Genomic DNA, 13,233 nt, shown 5'->3' with positions numbered 1-13,233 from the left:
CATCCTATTCGGCTTTGCTCATGCAGTTGAGGAGTCATGACGTGACCAAGCCTCGCCCCGATCAGTCGCTGACACGGGCCGCCGAGGAGGCGCTTCGAACGGCTGGCTACCCGCTGGTGACGACTGATGCCGGCCGCTTTGACGTCGTCGGGTACGCCGTGGACGAATCTGGCCGACTGAAGGCCGATGCTGTTGTAGAGGCGAAGAGGCCGTTCGACGTGGGCCTCGCCGACGATGCGCTTGAGATCCTTGCGCAGGCGCGATCGGAGCTTGCCACCCGTCGGCATTACGTCTTTACCGGCACCTCCTGGTTCGCGGCCGATTCAGGCCTGAGGAGGCTTACGCCGACCGACGGTCCTGAGCCCGTTGAGCACCATGCCGTGGGCCGGCTCAACGACCGAGACGTGGCCGAGCGCCTACTTTCGTCTGCTTTCTGGGCCTGGGCGGACCGGGAGCGAGGGCAGCGCCAGCTCCGGGCGAAGGAGTCTCTCGACGACTTCCTGCTGTCGCTCTCCGAGGAGGGCCGCCTGACGCTCGGGCGAGACAACGTCTCCGTTGACCCAGACGTTCTGTGGGCAGTGCTGCAACACCTCACGGTTCGTGTTCTCGGTCAACAAGCAGGTGGATCCGAGCTGCTCACTGCACAGTCCGTCGCTTCGGCTATGGCCCGAATCGCTGGCAGCGAGGGGAGCGCCTATCTGGACCCGTTTTGCGGCAGCGGATCTCTGCTGTGGCACGTCGCCGATTTGCTACGCGACGTCGGCCGCCAGGCACACCTACTTGGCCGGGACATCAACCCCGGCGTCCTCACCACAGCCCGGGCGATGGCGCGACTGTCGCCCGTGCCTATGGCCGTTGAGCAGAGCGACTCATTCGCCGCAGCGCTGCCAATGTGCGACCGCGTCCTCAGTCAGCCGCCCGTGGGCCTGCGCCTTCAGAAGCCGTTCGAACTCAGCAACGGCGCCACCACCACCGACGGCGAGCTGAGCAGCATCGACGTCTGCCTGCGCGCCCTCCAACCGCGGGGCCGAGCCGTCCTGCAGCTCACGCGCGGTTGGACCTTCCGCAGCGGCGCCTCGTTGCGGTACCGACAGCACCTCGCGACGCGCGCACACGTCGCCGCGCTCATCGGGCTACCTAGCGGCTCGCTTCTCGGGACGAAAGTGCCCAGCACGCTCGTTGTCTTAGCGGCGGAAGAGCCGGGAGATACCTTCGTTGCCCAGCTGGAGCAGGACTGGAGGGAGCAACTTGCTCCTGACGGGGCGGTCTTCCGCGCTCTCCTGGCTCACCTCGGCGATCAGTACCACGACGCGGAGCCGGCATGATGACGTCCGCCATACTGCGCCTGCCAGCTGATGGATCCTGGGATCCGGGAGCCCTGCTGCGCCCATCCGCAGAGGAAGTTTGGCGCGGCTTGGGTCCGCTTGCGGCACTCGGAGATTTGGTATCCGTCGTCGGCGGCGCGGTTCCTGCGCAGCCGAGCCAGCCGGTAGTTACCCCTGGAGGGATCAACCCGCTCAGCGGCGCCGTCCGACAAACACGGCGTGACTACACCGGTTCCGTTCGGCTTCTTGGCGAAGCTGCCGACGCATTAAAGGTAGGAGATCTACTCGTACCGGTCACCGGCCGAGCCCCTGCGCTGCTGCTCAAGAGAGACCACGAGGGTCTCGCCTTCAGCGACGCCTTTATCGCCCTTCGCCCCTTGCAGCCGTGGACCGGAACTTGGCTATGGGCATGCCTGTCGTCGGCCACCGGCGTTCAGGTACGCGAGGGGGCGACAACCGGACGAGCCCTGAAGCGCCTGACGCCGGCAACCCTACTGGCGACTCCTGTGCCGCTACCAGCCGACTTGGCCGGGGCTCTTCCTGCATTGCGGTCCGTGTCCGACGACGTTCCTGCCATCGAGGAGAATGCCAATGTCGCCTCGAGTTGGTGGCGGGTGGCCACCCTAGCCGCGACAGGCGATTGGCATGCCCAACTATCCCTCCGAAACCCCTCCCTGTTAGAAGAGGGGATACGACTTGGTGACCTTGCTCAGGTCGCGTCCGGGCGCCGACCAAGTTCATACTTCTCGACGCCTCGGCCCGACACCCTCCCCGTCCGCCAAGGACTCTCTGTCGATGGCCGCAATGTGCGCATGTGGGCCACTGTCGACGCTGCTCCTCGGATACATCCAGGTGACATCGTCGTCGTCGAAGTGGGCCTTCGCGGGCGCGTTTCCGTCAGCGAAGAGGAGTGCCTCGCCGGCCAGGGTGTCCTCGTCATTCGACCCAACAGACCGGCCTTGGCTCCGGCGCTCGCCTCGTACCTCAGCTCGGAGTCCGCGCAGGAGCTACGCGCGTCCCTCGTCCAAGGGCTGATCCCACGTCTCACCCCCGCGCTGCTGCAGCAGTTCCCAGTGCCCGAGAACGTGCTCAGCTCCGTGGCGATGGCACAGCCGAGGCCGGTGACGCCCCTGCCGCTGGCCCAACGGCTGGAGCAGCTGCTGTGGAGCTGACCTGTGCTCTCGCGCCTCCCGTCTATGTCGAGCTGTACGCGATGCTCGCCGAATGTGACAGGGCCGCGGAGCTGGAGCCACGCCTCAACCTCATCGACCGCGACGCATCCTGGCTTGCCGAAATGGCACAGTCGTACCGACGCCTCTGGCAGTACCGGCTTACCCTCGACAACGCGGAGGAGATCTACGAAGGCCTGCCATCTCACCATGCGGACCTCGCTACATGGCTGCTCAGCGTCCTGCGTGGGGACGCCGCAGAGTTCTCCCGCGTGCTTCGACGTCGCGCTCGCGAGGAGCTGCGCAAGGCGCCGGAGGATGGATCTCTGCCCGACGGACCGGAGGGGCAACCGGCAGTTGTAGCCTGGACGCTCGGTGCCGTCTACGGCAAGTACGACCGAGAGCTGCCGGTCGTGTTCGCGGAAGACCCGCCCGACCTCAACGTGCGCCTGGCATACGAAGGGCTCGTACACCACCTCATCGACCTTGGCGAGCGGGATGAGCCGTGGCCGGAGGTCGTCACTACCTCGGTTCTCTGGAGATGCGCCGGCATCGCCGAGGGGTTGGCGCCGCAGGCGAACCCGAACCTCGCGTCAAGCCTGAACCAGCTCATGGCGCTGGTTCGCACCTACATTCCGGCGCCGATGTGGCGCGAGCTTTCGGGCACCTGGGAGGACTTCAGAAAGACCCGCAATGCCCTGACGCACCTGACCGGCCGGGACGGCGATCCCTGCTTCACAGACGTCGGAGCGATTAACAACGGGCGCGAGCATCTAAGAATGGCCCTAGTAGGCTCCACGCATTTCGTTGCAAACAGCATCCGCACCGTGCTCGCCGACCCGGACAGCGACCTTGGGCGAGCCGGCCTGGCCTCCGCAATCGAGGACGAGCTCAGCTGGTTCGAGGGGTTCGTCGCGTAGAAGTCCAACTCAGCTGTGCGCACTCGGCCCAGCATCGCAGCAACTGCTCTTCGATCAGATCGACCGGCGGCATGATGCGAGCTCTTAGGTCTCGTTGATCACGGCCCCTCCCGGCGGCGGTGAGCTGGGGGATCGCTTCGGAACCACGACCTTGATCGATCGGGGTGGTGGGTGTCGTTGCCGTGCGGACAGCTACGTGTACAGCGAATGGTCCTGGGACATACCGGTGGGCGACATGGAAGGGTCCGTGTTCGAGCCGTGGAACTACCCTGGTGGGTGTCGAGCCGTACGAGGTCGCGCAGGTGCTGCCGTCGCGGCGGGGTACGCCGCTCGCGGCCAACAGCGGCGGCGTGTCGGTTCACCGAGGTGATGGGACGCACCCAGGCCGGGCGGTCCTTGGTCGTTGCCGTCGTACAGTCTGCGACTTCGACCAGCAGATCATCGGGGCCCGGGAGATGACCCCGGCTGAGTTGAAACGCTACGAAGCGCAGGAGGCTAGCGGGTGATGAGCGAGGACGTGGTCCGGGCGGCTGAGGCGTTCGCCCGCAGTGAGGTGGAGTACGACGAGACCGCCCAGGTAGACCTGCCGCCGGAGGCGGACACCGAGCCGATGGTGATGCGCGGGGTACGCCTGCCCGTTGACCTGGATCAGCGGGTACGCGCCGCAGCGGACAACGCCGGCGTCAAGGCATCCACCCTCATCCGCGAGTGGATCGAACTCGGCCTGACCGAACTAGAGGATGATCGGCCCGTGTCGCTGTCCGCGCTTCGCCGGGCGATCGCCCACGCCACCCAGGCCGTCCACTGAGAAGCTGACAGACTCACGGCCAGGACACCTGAGAAGCGGCCGCTTCGCCTGAGAACCGGCACGAGCCAGGTGGGTGGACCTCCCGAGCGCCTCGACCTGGCCGGGCGGCTGCTCCGGCGGACTATAGGCAGTCACCGCGCTGGGCGGCATGCCGTCAGGCGGCGCGCCGGTACGCCTCGCCCAGGAGGTCTCGCATCAGCTCGATCGGGTTCATTCCCCGCCGGCCCGCTTCGGCCTCCAGCCACTGGACCAGCTTGTCGTCGGAGTCGAAGCTCAGCGTGTAGGCCATCCGTATCCGCCGGTCCGTGGTGTCCACCTGGGCGGCACTCCAGTCGATGGGCTCGCCTGCCTGCTGCGCAACCTCGTCCCGCATCATCGACGTCCCCCTCCTGTCCATCTGCGTGTTTGAGACGAAATTCAACAGCCGGAGTTCACTGTAGGTTGCGTCCTAATTCGATATAGGGGAATGCGTCCACCACGGGCTTGATCAGTAAGCTGGGTGGCGACACTCCAGCGCAGGATCTTTGCAACTGTCTCGTCGGCGATGTCGATGCCGAGCCTGTCGCTTGCCGCGTCAGCGAGCTCTGCTACGTCGCCGACGAGTTGGCCCTCTGAGTCGGCCGCCGCGAGGATCGCCTGCCACACTGCCCGCCAGGTGCGGCGTTTTTGCGGGCTCCATGCTTTGGCGCGGATGTCGAAGGCTTGGAGCCGGTGATCTTGCGCGGGTCGCTGCGGTCGGGTCGATCCCCTTGGCTTTGGGATGCAGAGTTGGTAGGTGTTGCAGCGCTGGCCGTTGCCGTGGTCGACGATCTTCAGCAGTCCAGCCTCCTGTAGCCATCTCAACGCGGCCTGAATGTTGGCCCTGTTCGCCGGACGTCGTCCAGATGCTGTTGCGATCGCCGCTGCGAGCTGGGTCGGTGACAGTGCTACGTGCATTGCCTCGTCGGCGCCGTCGACGAGTGCCCGCCAAACCGCGCGACGGAGGCTCGCCACCTTGCCAGCGATGGTGTGCACGCTGACCCACGGGGCCGACGGATGGCGGTCGTCGAAGACTCGGTAGGCCCGCTCACGGTCGATCATCGCGTTGCCGTCCTGCAGGCAGGGGCGCCAGTGGCCTAACTCGTTCGCGACCACCCCGACCCTGCGATCCGGGCTTGGTCGCCGGAAGGAGCTGCAGTGAGGCGACGGGCGACGGCCGCATGCTCACCAATTTAGGGCATTATCCTGCACTGACAAGAGTTCTGGCGGCGACTTTCCTGAATTCTTGTGATCGAGCCGCCGCCGCCCGTGGACCTTGCGGCGCTCGGCCATGCGGTCGCGAAGGCCAGACGCGCGGCCAATCTCACCCTCGACGGCCTCGCCGAGCGCAGCGGCGTCTCGCGGCGGATGCTGGTTGAGGTCGAAGGGGGCCGCATCAACTGCACGATCGGCGTCCTGCACGGCATCGCGCATGCCGTCGGCGTGCCATTGGGCGACCTAGCCCAAACGGCCTGCACAGACAGCCGGACCAACTAGTTGGCATCGCAGCAGACCAAGGACGCCACCGACGCCGCGAGGAGACGTCGGCTTGACGCTAGACCCGCCGAAGCACACAGACGACCTTGCCCAAGATGACCGCATGTTCGGCGGAGATCACCTCGTAGAGCGGATTTCGCGGGACGAGCTCGACGCGACCGTCGCGGCTCCGGTAGGCCTTGACCGTCGCCTCGCCCTCGATCATCGCGGCGACGATGTCGCCGTTCTCGGCGACCGCCTGCTGGCGCACGACGACGACATCTCCCTCGCAGATCGCCGCCTCGATCATGGAATCGCCCTTAACTATCAGAGCGAACAACGTGCCGTGCCCTACTAGGGCGCGAGGCAGCGTCAGCTCGTCCTCCACGTGTTCCTCGGCGAGGATCGGGGCACCGGCAGCGATAGTGCCAAGCACCGGAACTTTGACACTTGGCTCGTCTGCTCCGTTCGATGCCGTACCAACCCGCGCCCTGCGGATGTCGACCGCCCTGGACGCGTTTGCCTCACGACGCAGGAGGCCGCGCCGTTCCAGAATGTTCAAGTGGTACGCCACGGACGAGGGAGAGCCAAGCCCGACCGCTGCGCCGATCTCGCGCACCGTGGGTGGGTAGCCGTGCTGCTGGATCCAATCGTGAATCACCGTCAGGACGCGCTGCTGCTTGGCGCTGACGTGGGGCGGCTCGGCCTCGGCCCCATCGGAGGTTGTCATCCATGGACAATACAACAGATTTTAGAACGCGCGTACTAACGCACTCGGTGCGGGTTCGGGTATCCGAACTCCTCGGGCTCCCCGGGGAAACGGCGAAGCCGCATCCGGACGTGCGTTTTGAGGCAGACGTGGGTGTAGTCGACGTTGTCGCCGATCGCCGTCTGCCACGGCCGCGTGCCCGGCTGTGGCAGGTTCGTCTCCACGAACAACCGCCGCTGCACATCCGATCTGGCCTCGTTCGGGAGATGGAGGCTCGAAGCTAACCGCCACCGGCAGCTGGCTGAATCTCCTTCCGGTCGTCGTACGGCCGATCGATGTTCGGTTGAAGTCATGTCGGACCCCGGCGTGGCCCGCTGAATGTCTTCCGCCTTCGGCCATGCGACCGCTACCATCATCGTCGATCAATCTGAGAGGGCGGTGCGATGGCGGAGCCACCAGCGGCCGCGGGGCGGGTGGTGGCACCTATCTGCGCCGCGGCATCCGCCTCTGCCCGCCCAACCGCGACTACCGACGGCACCGATTCGTGGCGACCGGCCAAGCCGGAACCAGACGAGATGCAGCTGGCAAGGCCTTCCACTCGCCGTCTTCGATGCAAACGAGGAGGCCACGCAATGGCAGTAAACGCCGAGGCGCACGGCGACGGCCTGCCGAATGAGCGGCCCGACCCGATCACAACCTTGCGCGGCTGGCGCCGTTTTGTGGAGGCAGTCCCGCCCCACTTCGAGTTGCTCCCCGAGGCCGAGTGGGCCGCGCTGTCCGAGGCCGCACGCCCGGCCTACAACAAGGCCCGGTTCGACTACCACTGCGGAAGGGTCGTCTTGGCGACCCCCACTATTCAGGAGATCGAAGAGCAGGTTGGGCTGACCCAGCTCAACCATCACGACTCCATCGCCCGCCGTGGCCTGGTCGTGTCGGGACCCCCGTTCACGGGCAAGAGCACCGGCCTCACGCAGCTCGGGCGCGCCTACGAGCTGTGGATTCGCCAGCGCTATCCCAGCCAAGACCGCATCTCCGTGGTCTACGTGACCACCCCGCCGCAATGCTCTCTCCGCAACCTTGTTGCGGAGGTCGCCCGGTTTCTCGGCCGGTCACCGATCAACCCGCGGGCCGGCTTCACCAACTTCGTCGACGGGGTCGGCCAAGCGCTCACTGAAGCCCGATGTGACCTGGTGCTGGTTGACGAGATCCACAACCTGGACCTGCCTACCGCCGCCGGTGAGTACCCTTCCGATCAGCTCAAATACTTGACCGAGCGCCTGCCGGCGATGTTCGTCTACGCAGGGATCAACCTCGAACAATCCGGGCTGTTCACCAGGGGGCACGCCACGCAAACCGCTCGCCAGATAACGCTCGTCAAAGCGGGGGCGATTCCCTATGGGCCCGAGTGGGAGGGCCTGGTGGCCAACCTGGAGGCCGGACTGCGGCTGCACCGCCACGAGGATGGCACCCTTATCCGCCTAGACCGGTACCTACACGAACGAACGCACGGGATGATCGGCAACCTGTCCCACCTGATCCAAGCGGGGGCATTGGCCGCGATCGACGACGGCAGCGAAGCCGTCACACGCCAGCTTCTAGAGGTCATCCGACTCCCTGGGCTCCACTGAATGCACTGGTCCGCTAGTACACGAATCTTGGGGTTGAGCTGCGGAAACACGGCTTTGGCCGCCTAGTCCGCACGGCTACCACCTCCGCACTCACCACCGCGTGCGTCCTCGCCGCGGTCGGCATGTGGGCCGTAGGGGAGGGCCGGACCGACAGCGGCGAGCACCGCAACCCCGCCCATCTGACCGCGTCCAGGAGCCGCGCTGCAGATCCAGCTCAAGCAGCCGCGAGTGGCGAGCACGCGGAAGGGCCGATCCGGCATCTAGCCCAGGTCCACGCGGTCCACGTGACAATCCAAGGCCGCTCGGGTCGCGTGGCCGGAAGCGGCTGATCCCCGAACACCACTGCTCCTACCGCTTCGGCCGCCGCGCGCATCTCTGCCTCCGGGTCCCGCAGCGGATCACATACCACCAGCAGGAGATCGCCGTGAACGAGTGTCTGGGCGGGGTGGCCCGTCTGCTGCCTTGATCAGTGACCGAATCTCCTTCCGGAGGACGGCAAGCTGGTCACCGGCCACCTCCCGGACCTCCGCGTACCCGTGCTCACGCACCACGCCGCAGACCACCTCGGCAACGACCGGGACCCTGCGGTCGACCGCAGGCGCGGGGAACAGGCGGTCCATCGCCGTCAGACACCGCCGGCAGGTCGGCGCGAACGCCGGCTCCCGGTACCTGCTCAGCGTGCCCCCTTCACCCCCGACCATCAGCGCCCACTCCCGGCCGCACATCGTCGTGTGCTCCCAGACCGGCTCCCGCAGCGCCTCAACGTCATACCGCCGCTGGACTGCCTCCCGCTCGCGATCCCCGCCCGTGAGGTAGTGCTCGGGTACAGCGTCGCGGCCCGGCTCCGACGGCCGGCGCCGGCGCGCGAGGTGCACGGCCTCACCACCGCTGACCGCCACGAGAAGCAGAACCTGCTCCCCAGCGATGATGACGTTCGGTCCATGCAGGCCGTCACGCATGCCAGCAGTATGGCTGCCCCTACTTGCAGGACGGCCACAGGCGAGGCTTGCGCGGCCCCGGACCCGCTGCCATTAAGTTCGTCGAGCACGACGACGCGGGACCGCATCTCCCATTGTCGCCGGCATGACACAACGTTCTCGCTTACATGGCGAACAGCTCGTCCGGCCGCTCGCAACTGCCGCTCTGCCCACCCGGCCCCGCCCGTGCCCGAGGCCGATACCGGCACTGCCCGTCCACGCTCGCCGGTGCTCGCCGCCGCGCAGGACGTACTGCTAGGGATGGCTGTCCCGTCGAGCTGCGGCCGGGTCGTCGCGCAACATCTCGGTACGTGGGCGGCGGGGCGGCTCTTCGTAACGCAGGCGACCCTGTCCACTCGGGCCGCTGATGTCCCCTCGAGTGGCGGCCTCCCCTGCAGGACTTTGCCCGCGACGCACAAAGTCCTGCTAGCCTAAAGACCGCAGGACGCCCTTCCGGGCTCCCGCGCCCGCCTTGAGGCCCGCTGATGCGGGCCTCTCGTGCATCCGGATCAGTGCGGGTGGGCCATCGGATTCCAGCGGTGCGAGTGATAGCGCCGAGGCTCGACGAGTGCCCATAGCTGATCGTTCACTGCGGCGGCACGCGGGTCGGTGCCGGGGATCTCCAGCCGCTGAAACAGGAATGTCACCAAGTCCACCGCCTGCACCAGGCGGCTCGCGTGGGACGGCGCGAAGTGCAGCGTGTCGACGATCCGGGTCAGCTTCCGCGACCGGTAGCCGCCGGTGCCCGCCACTCGATACCGGTCCAGGTCAGCCACTGATCCATGCGCGTCAGCATGGTCAACCCGTGGGCCGCCGGGCAACGGATTTCCGCGTGGCCCCGCCGCCGGGGGTGGGGAAATCCGCTGTCGGTTGTCGGAGCGGGGTGGTACAAAGCCCGCGGTGGAAAAGACTCTGGAGTTCGCTGACCTGTTGCGGCTGATGGACGGGAAGGATCTGCGGGGTCCGCGCGGCCTTGATGCGTTGGTCGTCGCGGAAGGCCATCGTGCCGGGCGATGAGCCGGTCTTGTACCCGCATCCCGGCGATGCTCGGCAGCTCAATGCCGTCCCCGCGCGGCAACCGGGCATGGTGCAGACTGTCGCGGTGGTGAGAACCGATGCCGACCGTCGTCAGCGTCGTCCGCTGGCCGATACCCACCCCGAGGTGGGCATGTTCTGGGACATCGAGGCGAATCTACCGGCAACGCCCTTGACGGTGACGGCCAAGTCGCACCTGCTTGCATGGTGGTTCTGTTCAGCAGGCCATGCGTTCCAGGCGAAGGTGGGTGCGGTCGCCTGCACGGATGGGACGATCTCGACCCGCGCGTGCGATGAATGTCGCGCCGAGGACGAGGCCGAGACGGCAGCTCTCGTCACCGTCCGGATCGATTCCCTGCCCGAACTCGTGGCCGCCTGGTGCGACGACGAGCCGATTGGTGATCTCCTCCTCGGCGACCACGCAATGCGCAAGCTGCACTGCCCGAACGGTCACCGTCCGCGCGTCTCGCCGTTTCGGTACTACACCTCGGGGTGTCCGCACTGCAGCGTAGTCAGGGCTCCGACCGTGGCGGAGGCGCATCCCGAGCTTGCCGCGCAGTGGCACCCCACGCGCAACAGGCGGACCGCCGACGACATCGGAGAGTTCTCCGTCCGGAAAATCTGGTGGCTCTCCGCCTGCTGCGGTTGCGAGTGGCAGGCGTCGCCTCAGCAACGGCTGACGGAGCCGCGTCACCGCTGCCCGGTCTGCGAGTCGATACTGGACAGCCTGGGGGAACGTGACCCGGACCTGGCCCGACAGTGGCATCGGGCCAACGCGCTGACCCCCTTTCACGTGAAGCCGTACTCGTCGCACGTCGTGCGCTGGGTGTGCCCTGCAGACGCCAGTCACGAGTGGGAGGCGTCCGTCGGAACCCGCTCGGCGGGAACCGGCTGTCCGCATTGCTCCACCGCCGGCACCTCCATCCCGGAGACCATGCTGGTGGAGGCTCTGCGGGCACACTGGACGCAGACCCGGCAGGGTGCATCGGTGCCGCGCACCGTCAACGGGCCAGCATGGCGTGTGGATGCCCTCGTCTCCGCCGGCGGGCGCCATCTCGTCGTGGAGTACGACGGCCAGTACTGGCACGCGGACAAGACCACCCTCGACGAGATGAAGACCCTGGATCTCCTCGCCTCCGGCCACCACGTCGTACGGATCCGCGAGAACGACCTCCCTGACCTCCCGATCAGACACGACAGGTTGCTGCAGCTCCGCCACCGGCCCCGATTCGACGCCGTGGCGCCTCTTGGGGCCCGAATCGCGCAGTGGTGGGACTCCTGACCCTGAAGGGACGCCGGATGCGTACGAGCCCGGAACGCCCGCAGTTCATCCGCTCACGCACCGGCGGTGGTAGCCGATACCGGCACCAGCCTGGACTCCACGAAGCGAGCGATGCCGCCGGCCGGTATCCGGGCTGCCCGTAGTTTTCAGCGCAAAAACAACGCTAAGCGGCGGGGCCAGGCTGCCGGGTGGTGACGTACCAGGGACAGATGACCGGGTTGGCGGCGGCTGGGACGGCGAAGGTCTGTTCGCAGATCCGCCGTGGGCGTTTGAGGCCGAAGCGCCGGAACGGGTGTCCGGTGCAGGTCATCGTGGTGTCAGCGGGCTGCTGAAGCTGCTCGATGAGCTCGACCGGGCTGCTCATCGCGGGCCGGCCGCAGCGTCGGTGTCGGCGAGGTAGCGGTGCAGCGAGGTCTTGGGGATGCCGGTCTTGGTGGCGATCTTACCGAGGCTGGCGCCTTGGGCCTTGAGCAGTCGGGCGTACTCGATCTTGTCGGCGGGGTGGGCCACGGGGCGGCCGACGTGCCGGCCATTGGCCTCGGCGACGGCGCGGGCGTTGGCGGCGCGTTCGGCGGTGAAGGTGCGTTCCATCTCGGCGAACAGTGCCAGTAGGAGGAACGCGATGCGGCCCATGCCTTCGTCGGCGGTGTTGATCGGCAGCGGGTCCGCCAGCGACCGCACGCCGACGCGGCGTTCGGCGAGCTCGTGCACGAGGTTGAGGACCTCGCGCAGGTTGCGGCCGAGCCGGTCGAGGGTGTGCACGATGATCGTGTCCCCGGGACGGGCGTATTTCAGCAGCGCGGTCAGGCCGTCACGGTCGACGGTGGCGCCACTCTTCTTGTCGGTGAAGATCCGCTCATCGCTGATGCCAGCCGCGCCCAGGGCGTCGAGTTGGCGTTCGAGGCTCTGTTTGGTCGTCGAGACCCGTGCGTAGCCGAGGTCGAGCCCTGCTGGCGGGTGCGCTGGTCCGTCAGTCACCCGGATACCGTACCGGAATTCAGAACCGTACTACCGTTTTGGAACACATGTTGTGGAACGAGTTGCGGAACGCGCGGAGGCCGGTTTCGGTCCCGCGACCAGGCTGCCGGATAGCCGTTCCACTTCCTTGGATGTAGAACAGTCGGCTTCCGGCCGCACGACTGCGACAGGAACAAGGTATTGCGATGAACGCAAAGTGCTGGCGTGGCCCGATCAAGGATGTCGCGCTGTCGGGGCACCAGCCTGGGTGACAACGCCTTGCTCCGCAGCAGTGCCCCTCACTCGGACGGGTTTGGTCTTGGTGCGGCGCGGACGTGCACGCGTTCGCCTTGCCTGCCGACGAGGCTGAGGAACTCGACGGGACCGGAGCTGGTGGCCCCGAACCAGTGCGGGGTGCGGGTGTCGAATTCCGCAGCTTCCCCGGCTTCAAGGATGAGATTGTGCTCGCCGAGGACTAGGCGCAGCGTGCCGTTGAGGACGTAGACCCAGTCGTAGCCCTCGTGGGTGCGCAGGTCGGGTTCCCGGTCGTCGGCTCCGGCTGGGAGGACGAACTTGTAGGCCTGGATGCCTCCGGGCCGACGGGTCAGGGGCAGGATGGTCGATCCGTCGCTGGCGGCGACCGGGCGCAGGTTGATGCGGGGATCTCCGGTCAGAGGCGCATCGACGAGCTCGTCGATGGTGACGCTGTGGGCGCGAGCGAGTGGGAGGAGCTGCTCGAGCGTCGGGCGCCGCAGGCCCGCTTCGAGCCGGGACAGCGTGCTGACGGAGATCCCGGTTTCCTCCGCGAGGTCGGTGAGCGTGATGTTGCGTCGAAGTCGGAGCTGCTTCAGCCTCGGCCCGACGGCGTCGAGCATGCGGTCAAGTTCCTGATCCATGCCCCCATTTTGCCATTCGGCAAAGATCTTTGC

At 66.9% G+C, this 13,233-nt stretch carries 15 protein-coding genes; 7 read left to right on the top strand and 8 right to left on the bottom strand.

The annotated features are described in order from the left end of the window. Positions 1 to 41 precede the first annotated feature (41 nt). From ACFYPS_RS03240 to ACFYPS_RS03225, 4 genes are all read left to right on the top strand, one after another. Positions 42 to 1,325 (top strand): N-6 DNA methylase, encoded by a 1,284-nt coding sequence (locus tag ACFYPS_RS03240; protein WP_387322453.1) that lies wholly within the window; start codon positions 42 to 44, stop codon positions 1,323 to 1,325. A 959-nt stretch (positions 1,326 to 2,284) separates the two neighbouring features. Then, positions 2,285 to 2,497 (top strand): hypothetical protein, encoded by a 213-nt coding sequence (locus ACFYPS_RS03235; protein ID WP_387322451.1) that lies wholly within the window; start codon positions 2,285 to 2,287, stop codon positions 2,495 to 2,497. Next, positions 2,488 to 3,414 (top strand): hypothetical protein, encoded by a 927-nt coding sequence (locus ACFYPS_RS03230; RefSeq protein WP_387322449.1) that lies wholly within the window; start codon positions 2,488 to 2,490, stop codon positions 3,412 to 3,414. The genes ACFYPS_RS03235 and ACFYPS_RS03230 overlap by 10 nt, the downstream gene beginning before the upstream one ends. 505 nt (positions 3,415 to 3,919) lie before the next feature. Further along, a complete protein-coding gene (locus ACFYPS_RS03225; RefSeq protein WP_387322447.1) occupies positions 3,920 to 4,222 on the top strand; it encodes a hypothetical protein in 303 nt (100 codons plus the stop codon). A 154-nt stretch (positions 4,223 to 4,376) separates the two neighbouring features. Here ACFYPS_RS03225 and ACFYPS_RS03220 read toward each other — a convergent pair whose 3' ends face one another. Together ACFYPS_RS03220 and ACFYPS_RS03215 are read right to left on the bottom strand one after the other, a co-directional pair. Then, the gene (locus tag ACFYPS_RS03220; RefSeq protein ID WP_387322445.1) at positions 4,377 to 4,595 is read right to left on the bottom strand and encodes a hypothetical protein; all 219 of its coding nucleotides are present in this window, start codon (positions 4,593 to 4,595) and stop codon (positions 4,377 to 4,379) included. Positions 4,596 to 4,639: 44 nt separating this feature from the next. Then, on the bottom strand, positions 4,640 to 5,302 hold the full coding sequence (locus tag ACFYPS_RS03215; RefSeq protein ID WP_387322443.1) for a hypothetical protein: 663 nt from the start codon (positions 5,300 to 5,302) through the stop codon (positions 4,640 to 4,642). A 186-nt stretch (positions 5,303 to 5,488) separates the two neighbouring features. Here ACFYPS_RS03215 and ACFYPS_RS03210 point away from each other — a divergent pair, with 186 nt between their 5' ends. Then, the gene (locus tag ACFYPS_RS03210; RefSeq protein WP_387322441.1) at positions 5,489 to 5,737 is read left to right on the top strand and encodes a helix-turn-helix domain-containing protein; all 249 of its coding nucleotides are present in this window, start codon (positions 5,489 to 5,491) and stop codon (positions 5,735 to 5,737) included. Positions 5,738 to 5,795: 58 nt separating this feature from the next. On the opposite strand, the gene lexA is transcribed toward ACFYPS_RS03210, so the two are convergent. Beyond that, positions 5,796 to 6,446: a transcriptional repressor LexA gene (gene lexA, locus ACFYPS_RS03205; RefSeq protein WP_387322439.1), complete on the bottom strand. Its 651-nt coding sequence runs from the start codon at positions 6,444 to 6,446 to the stop codon at positions 5,796 to 5,798. A 611-nt stretch (positions 6,447 to 7,057) separates the two neighbouring features. Here lexA and ACFYPS_RS03200 point away from each other — a divergent pair. Then, entirely contained in the window at positions 7,058 to 8,053 is a 996-nt protein-coding gene (locus tag ACFYPS_RS03200; RefSeq protein ID WP_387322437.1) for an AAA family ATPase, read from the top strand. Between the two features lie 398 nt (positions 8,054 to 8,451). Here the strand turns inward: ACFYPS_RS03200 and ACFYPS_RS03195 are convergent, their stop codons facing one another. Continuing rightward, positions 8,452 to 9,012 (bottom strand): hypothetical protein, encoded by a 561-nt coding sequence (locus ACFYPS_RS03195; RefSeq protein WP_387322435.1) that lies wholly within the window; start codon positions 9,010 to 9,012, stop codon positions 8,452 to 8,454. Between the two features lie 527 nt (positions 9,013 to 9,539). Further along, positions 9,540 to 9,806 (bottom strand): DUF3800 domain-containing protein, encoded by a 267-nt coding sequence (locus ACFYPS_RS03190; protein WP_387322433.1) that lies wholly within the window; start codon positions 9,804 to 9,806, stop codon positions 9,540 to 9,542. Positions 9,807 to 10,033: 227 nt separating this feature from the next. On the opposite strand from ACFYPS_RS03190, the gene ACFYPS_RS03185 reads away from it, so the two are divergent. Next, positions 10,034 to 11,347 (top strand): zinc-ribbon domain-containing protein, encoded by a 1,314-nt coding sequence (locus ACFYPS_RS03185; RefSeq protein WP_387322431.1) that lies wholly within the window; start codon positions 10,034 to 10,036, stop codon positions 11,345 to 11,347. Positions 11,348 to 11,510: 163 nt separating this feature from the next. Here ACFYPS_RS03185 and ACFYPS_RS03180 read toward each other — a convergent pair whose 3' ends face one another. The 3 genes from ACFYPS_RS03180 to ACFYPS_RS03170 all read right to left on the bottom strand — a co-directional run bounded on the left by ACFYPS_RS03180 (position 11,511) and on the right by ACFYPS_RS03170 (position 13,200). Further along, a complete protein-coding gene (locus ACFYPS_RS03180) occupies positions 11,511 to 11,711 on the bottom strand; it encodes a hypothetical protein (protein ID WP_387322429.1) in 201 nt (66 codons plus the stop codon). Beyond that, positions 11,708 to 12,325 (bottom strand): recombinase family protein, encoded by a 618-nt coding sequence (locus tag ACFYPS_RS03175; protein WP_387322427.1) that lies wholly within the window; start codon positions 12,323 to 12,325, stop codon positions 11,708 to 11,710. The genes ACFYPS_RS03180 and ACFYPS_RS03175 overlap by 4 nt, the downstream gene beginning before the upstream one ends. A gap of 278 nt (positions 12,326 to 12,603) precedes the next feature. Further along, positions 12,604 to 13,200, bottom strand: coding sequence for a helix-turn-helix domain-containing protein (locus ACFYPS_RS03170; protein ID WP_387322425.1), 597 nt, complete (start codon positions 13,198 to 13,200; stop codon positions 12,604 to 12,606). Between the last annotated feature and the right edge of the window lie 33 nt (positions 13,201 to 13,233).

Source organism: Micromonospora sp. NPDC005087 (genome assembly GCF_042872965.1).
Classification (GTDB): Bacteria; Actinomycetota; Actinomycetes; order Mycobacteriales; family Micromonosporaceae; genus Micromonospora.
This window is presented reverse-complemented; position numbering and strand designations above follow the sequence as displayed.

Bases quoted from the DNA above. Each gene is read 5' to 3' on its own strand.
- ACFYPS_RS03180 (WP_387322429.1), bottom strand. From the start codon at position 11,711: ATGAGCAGCCCGGTCGAGCTCATCGAGCAGCTTCAGCAGCCCGCTGAC.
- ACFYPS_RS03195 (WP_387322435.1), bottom strand. From the start codon at position 9,012: ATGCGTGACGGCCTGCATGGACCGAACGTCATCATCGCTGGGGAGCAG.
- ACFYPS_RS03170 (WP_387322425.1), bottom strand. From the start codon at position 13,200: ATGGATCAGGAACTTGACCGCATGCTCGACGCCGTCGGGCCGAGGCTG.
- ACFYPS_RS03225 (WP_387322447.1), top strand. From the start codon at position 3,920: ATGAGCGAGGACGTGGTCCGGGCGGCTGAGGCGTTCGCCCGCAGTGAG.
- lexA (WP_387322439.1), bottom strand. From the start codon at position 6,446: ATGACAACCTCCGATGGGGCCGAGGCCGAGCCGCCCCACGTCAGCGCC.
- ACFYPS_RS03220 (WP_387322445.1), bottom strand. From the start codon at position 4,595: ATGCGGGACGAGGTTGCGCAGCAGGCAGGCGAGCCCATCGACTGGAGT.
- ACFYPS_RS03215 (WP_387322443.1), bottom strand. From the start codon at position 5,302: ATGATCGACCGTGAGCGGGCCTACCGAGTCTTCGACGACCGCCATCCG.
- ACFYPS_RS03200 (WP_387322437.1), top strand. From the start codon at position 7,058: ATGGCAGTAAACGCCGAGGCGCACGGCGACGGCCTGCCGAATGAGCGG.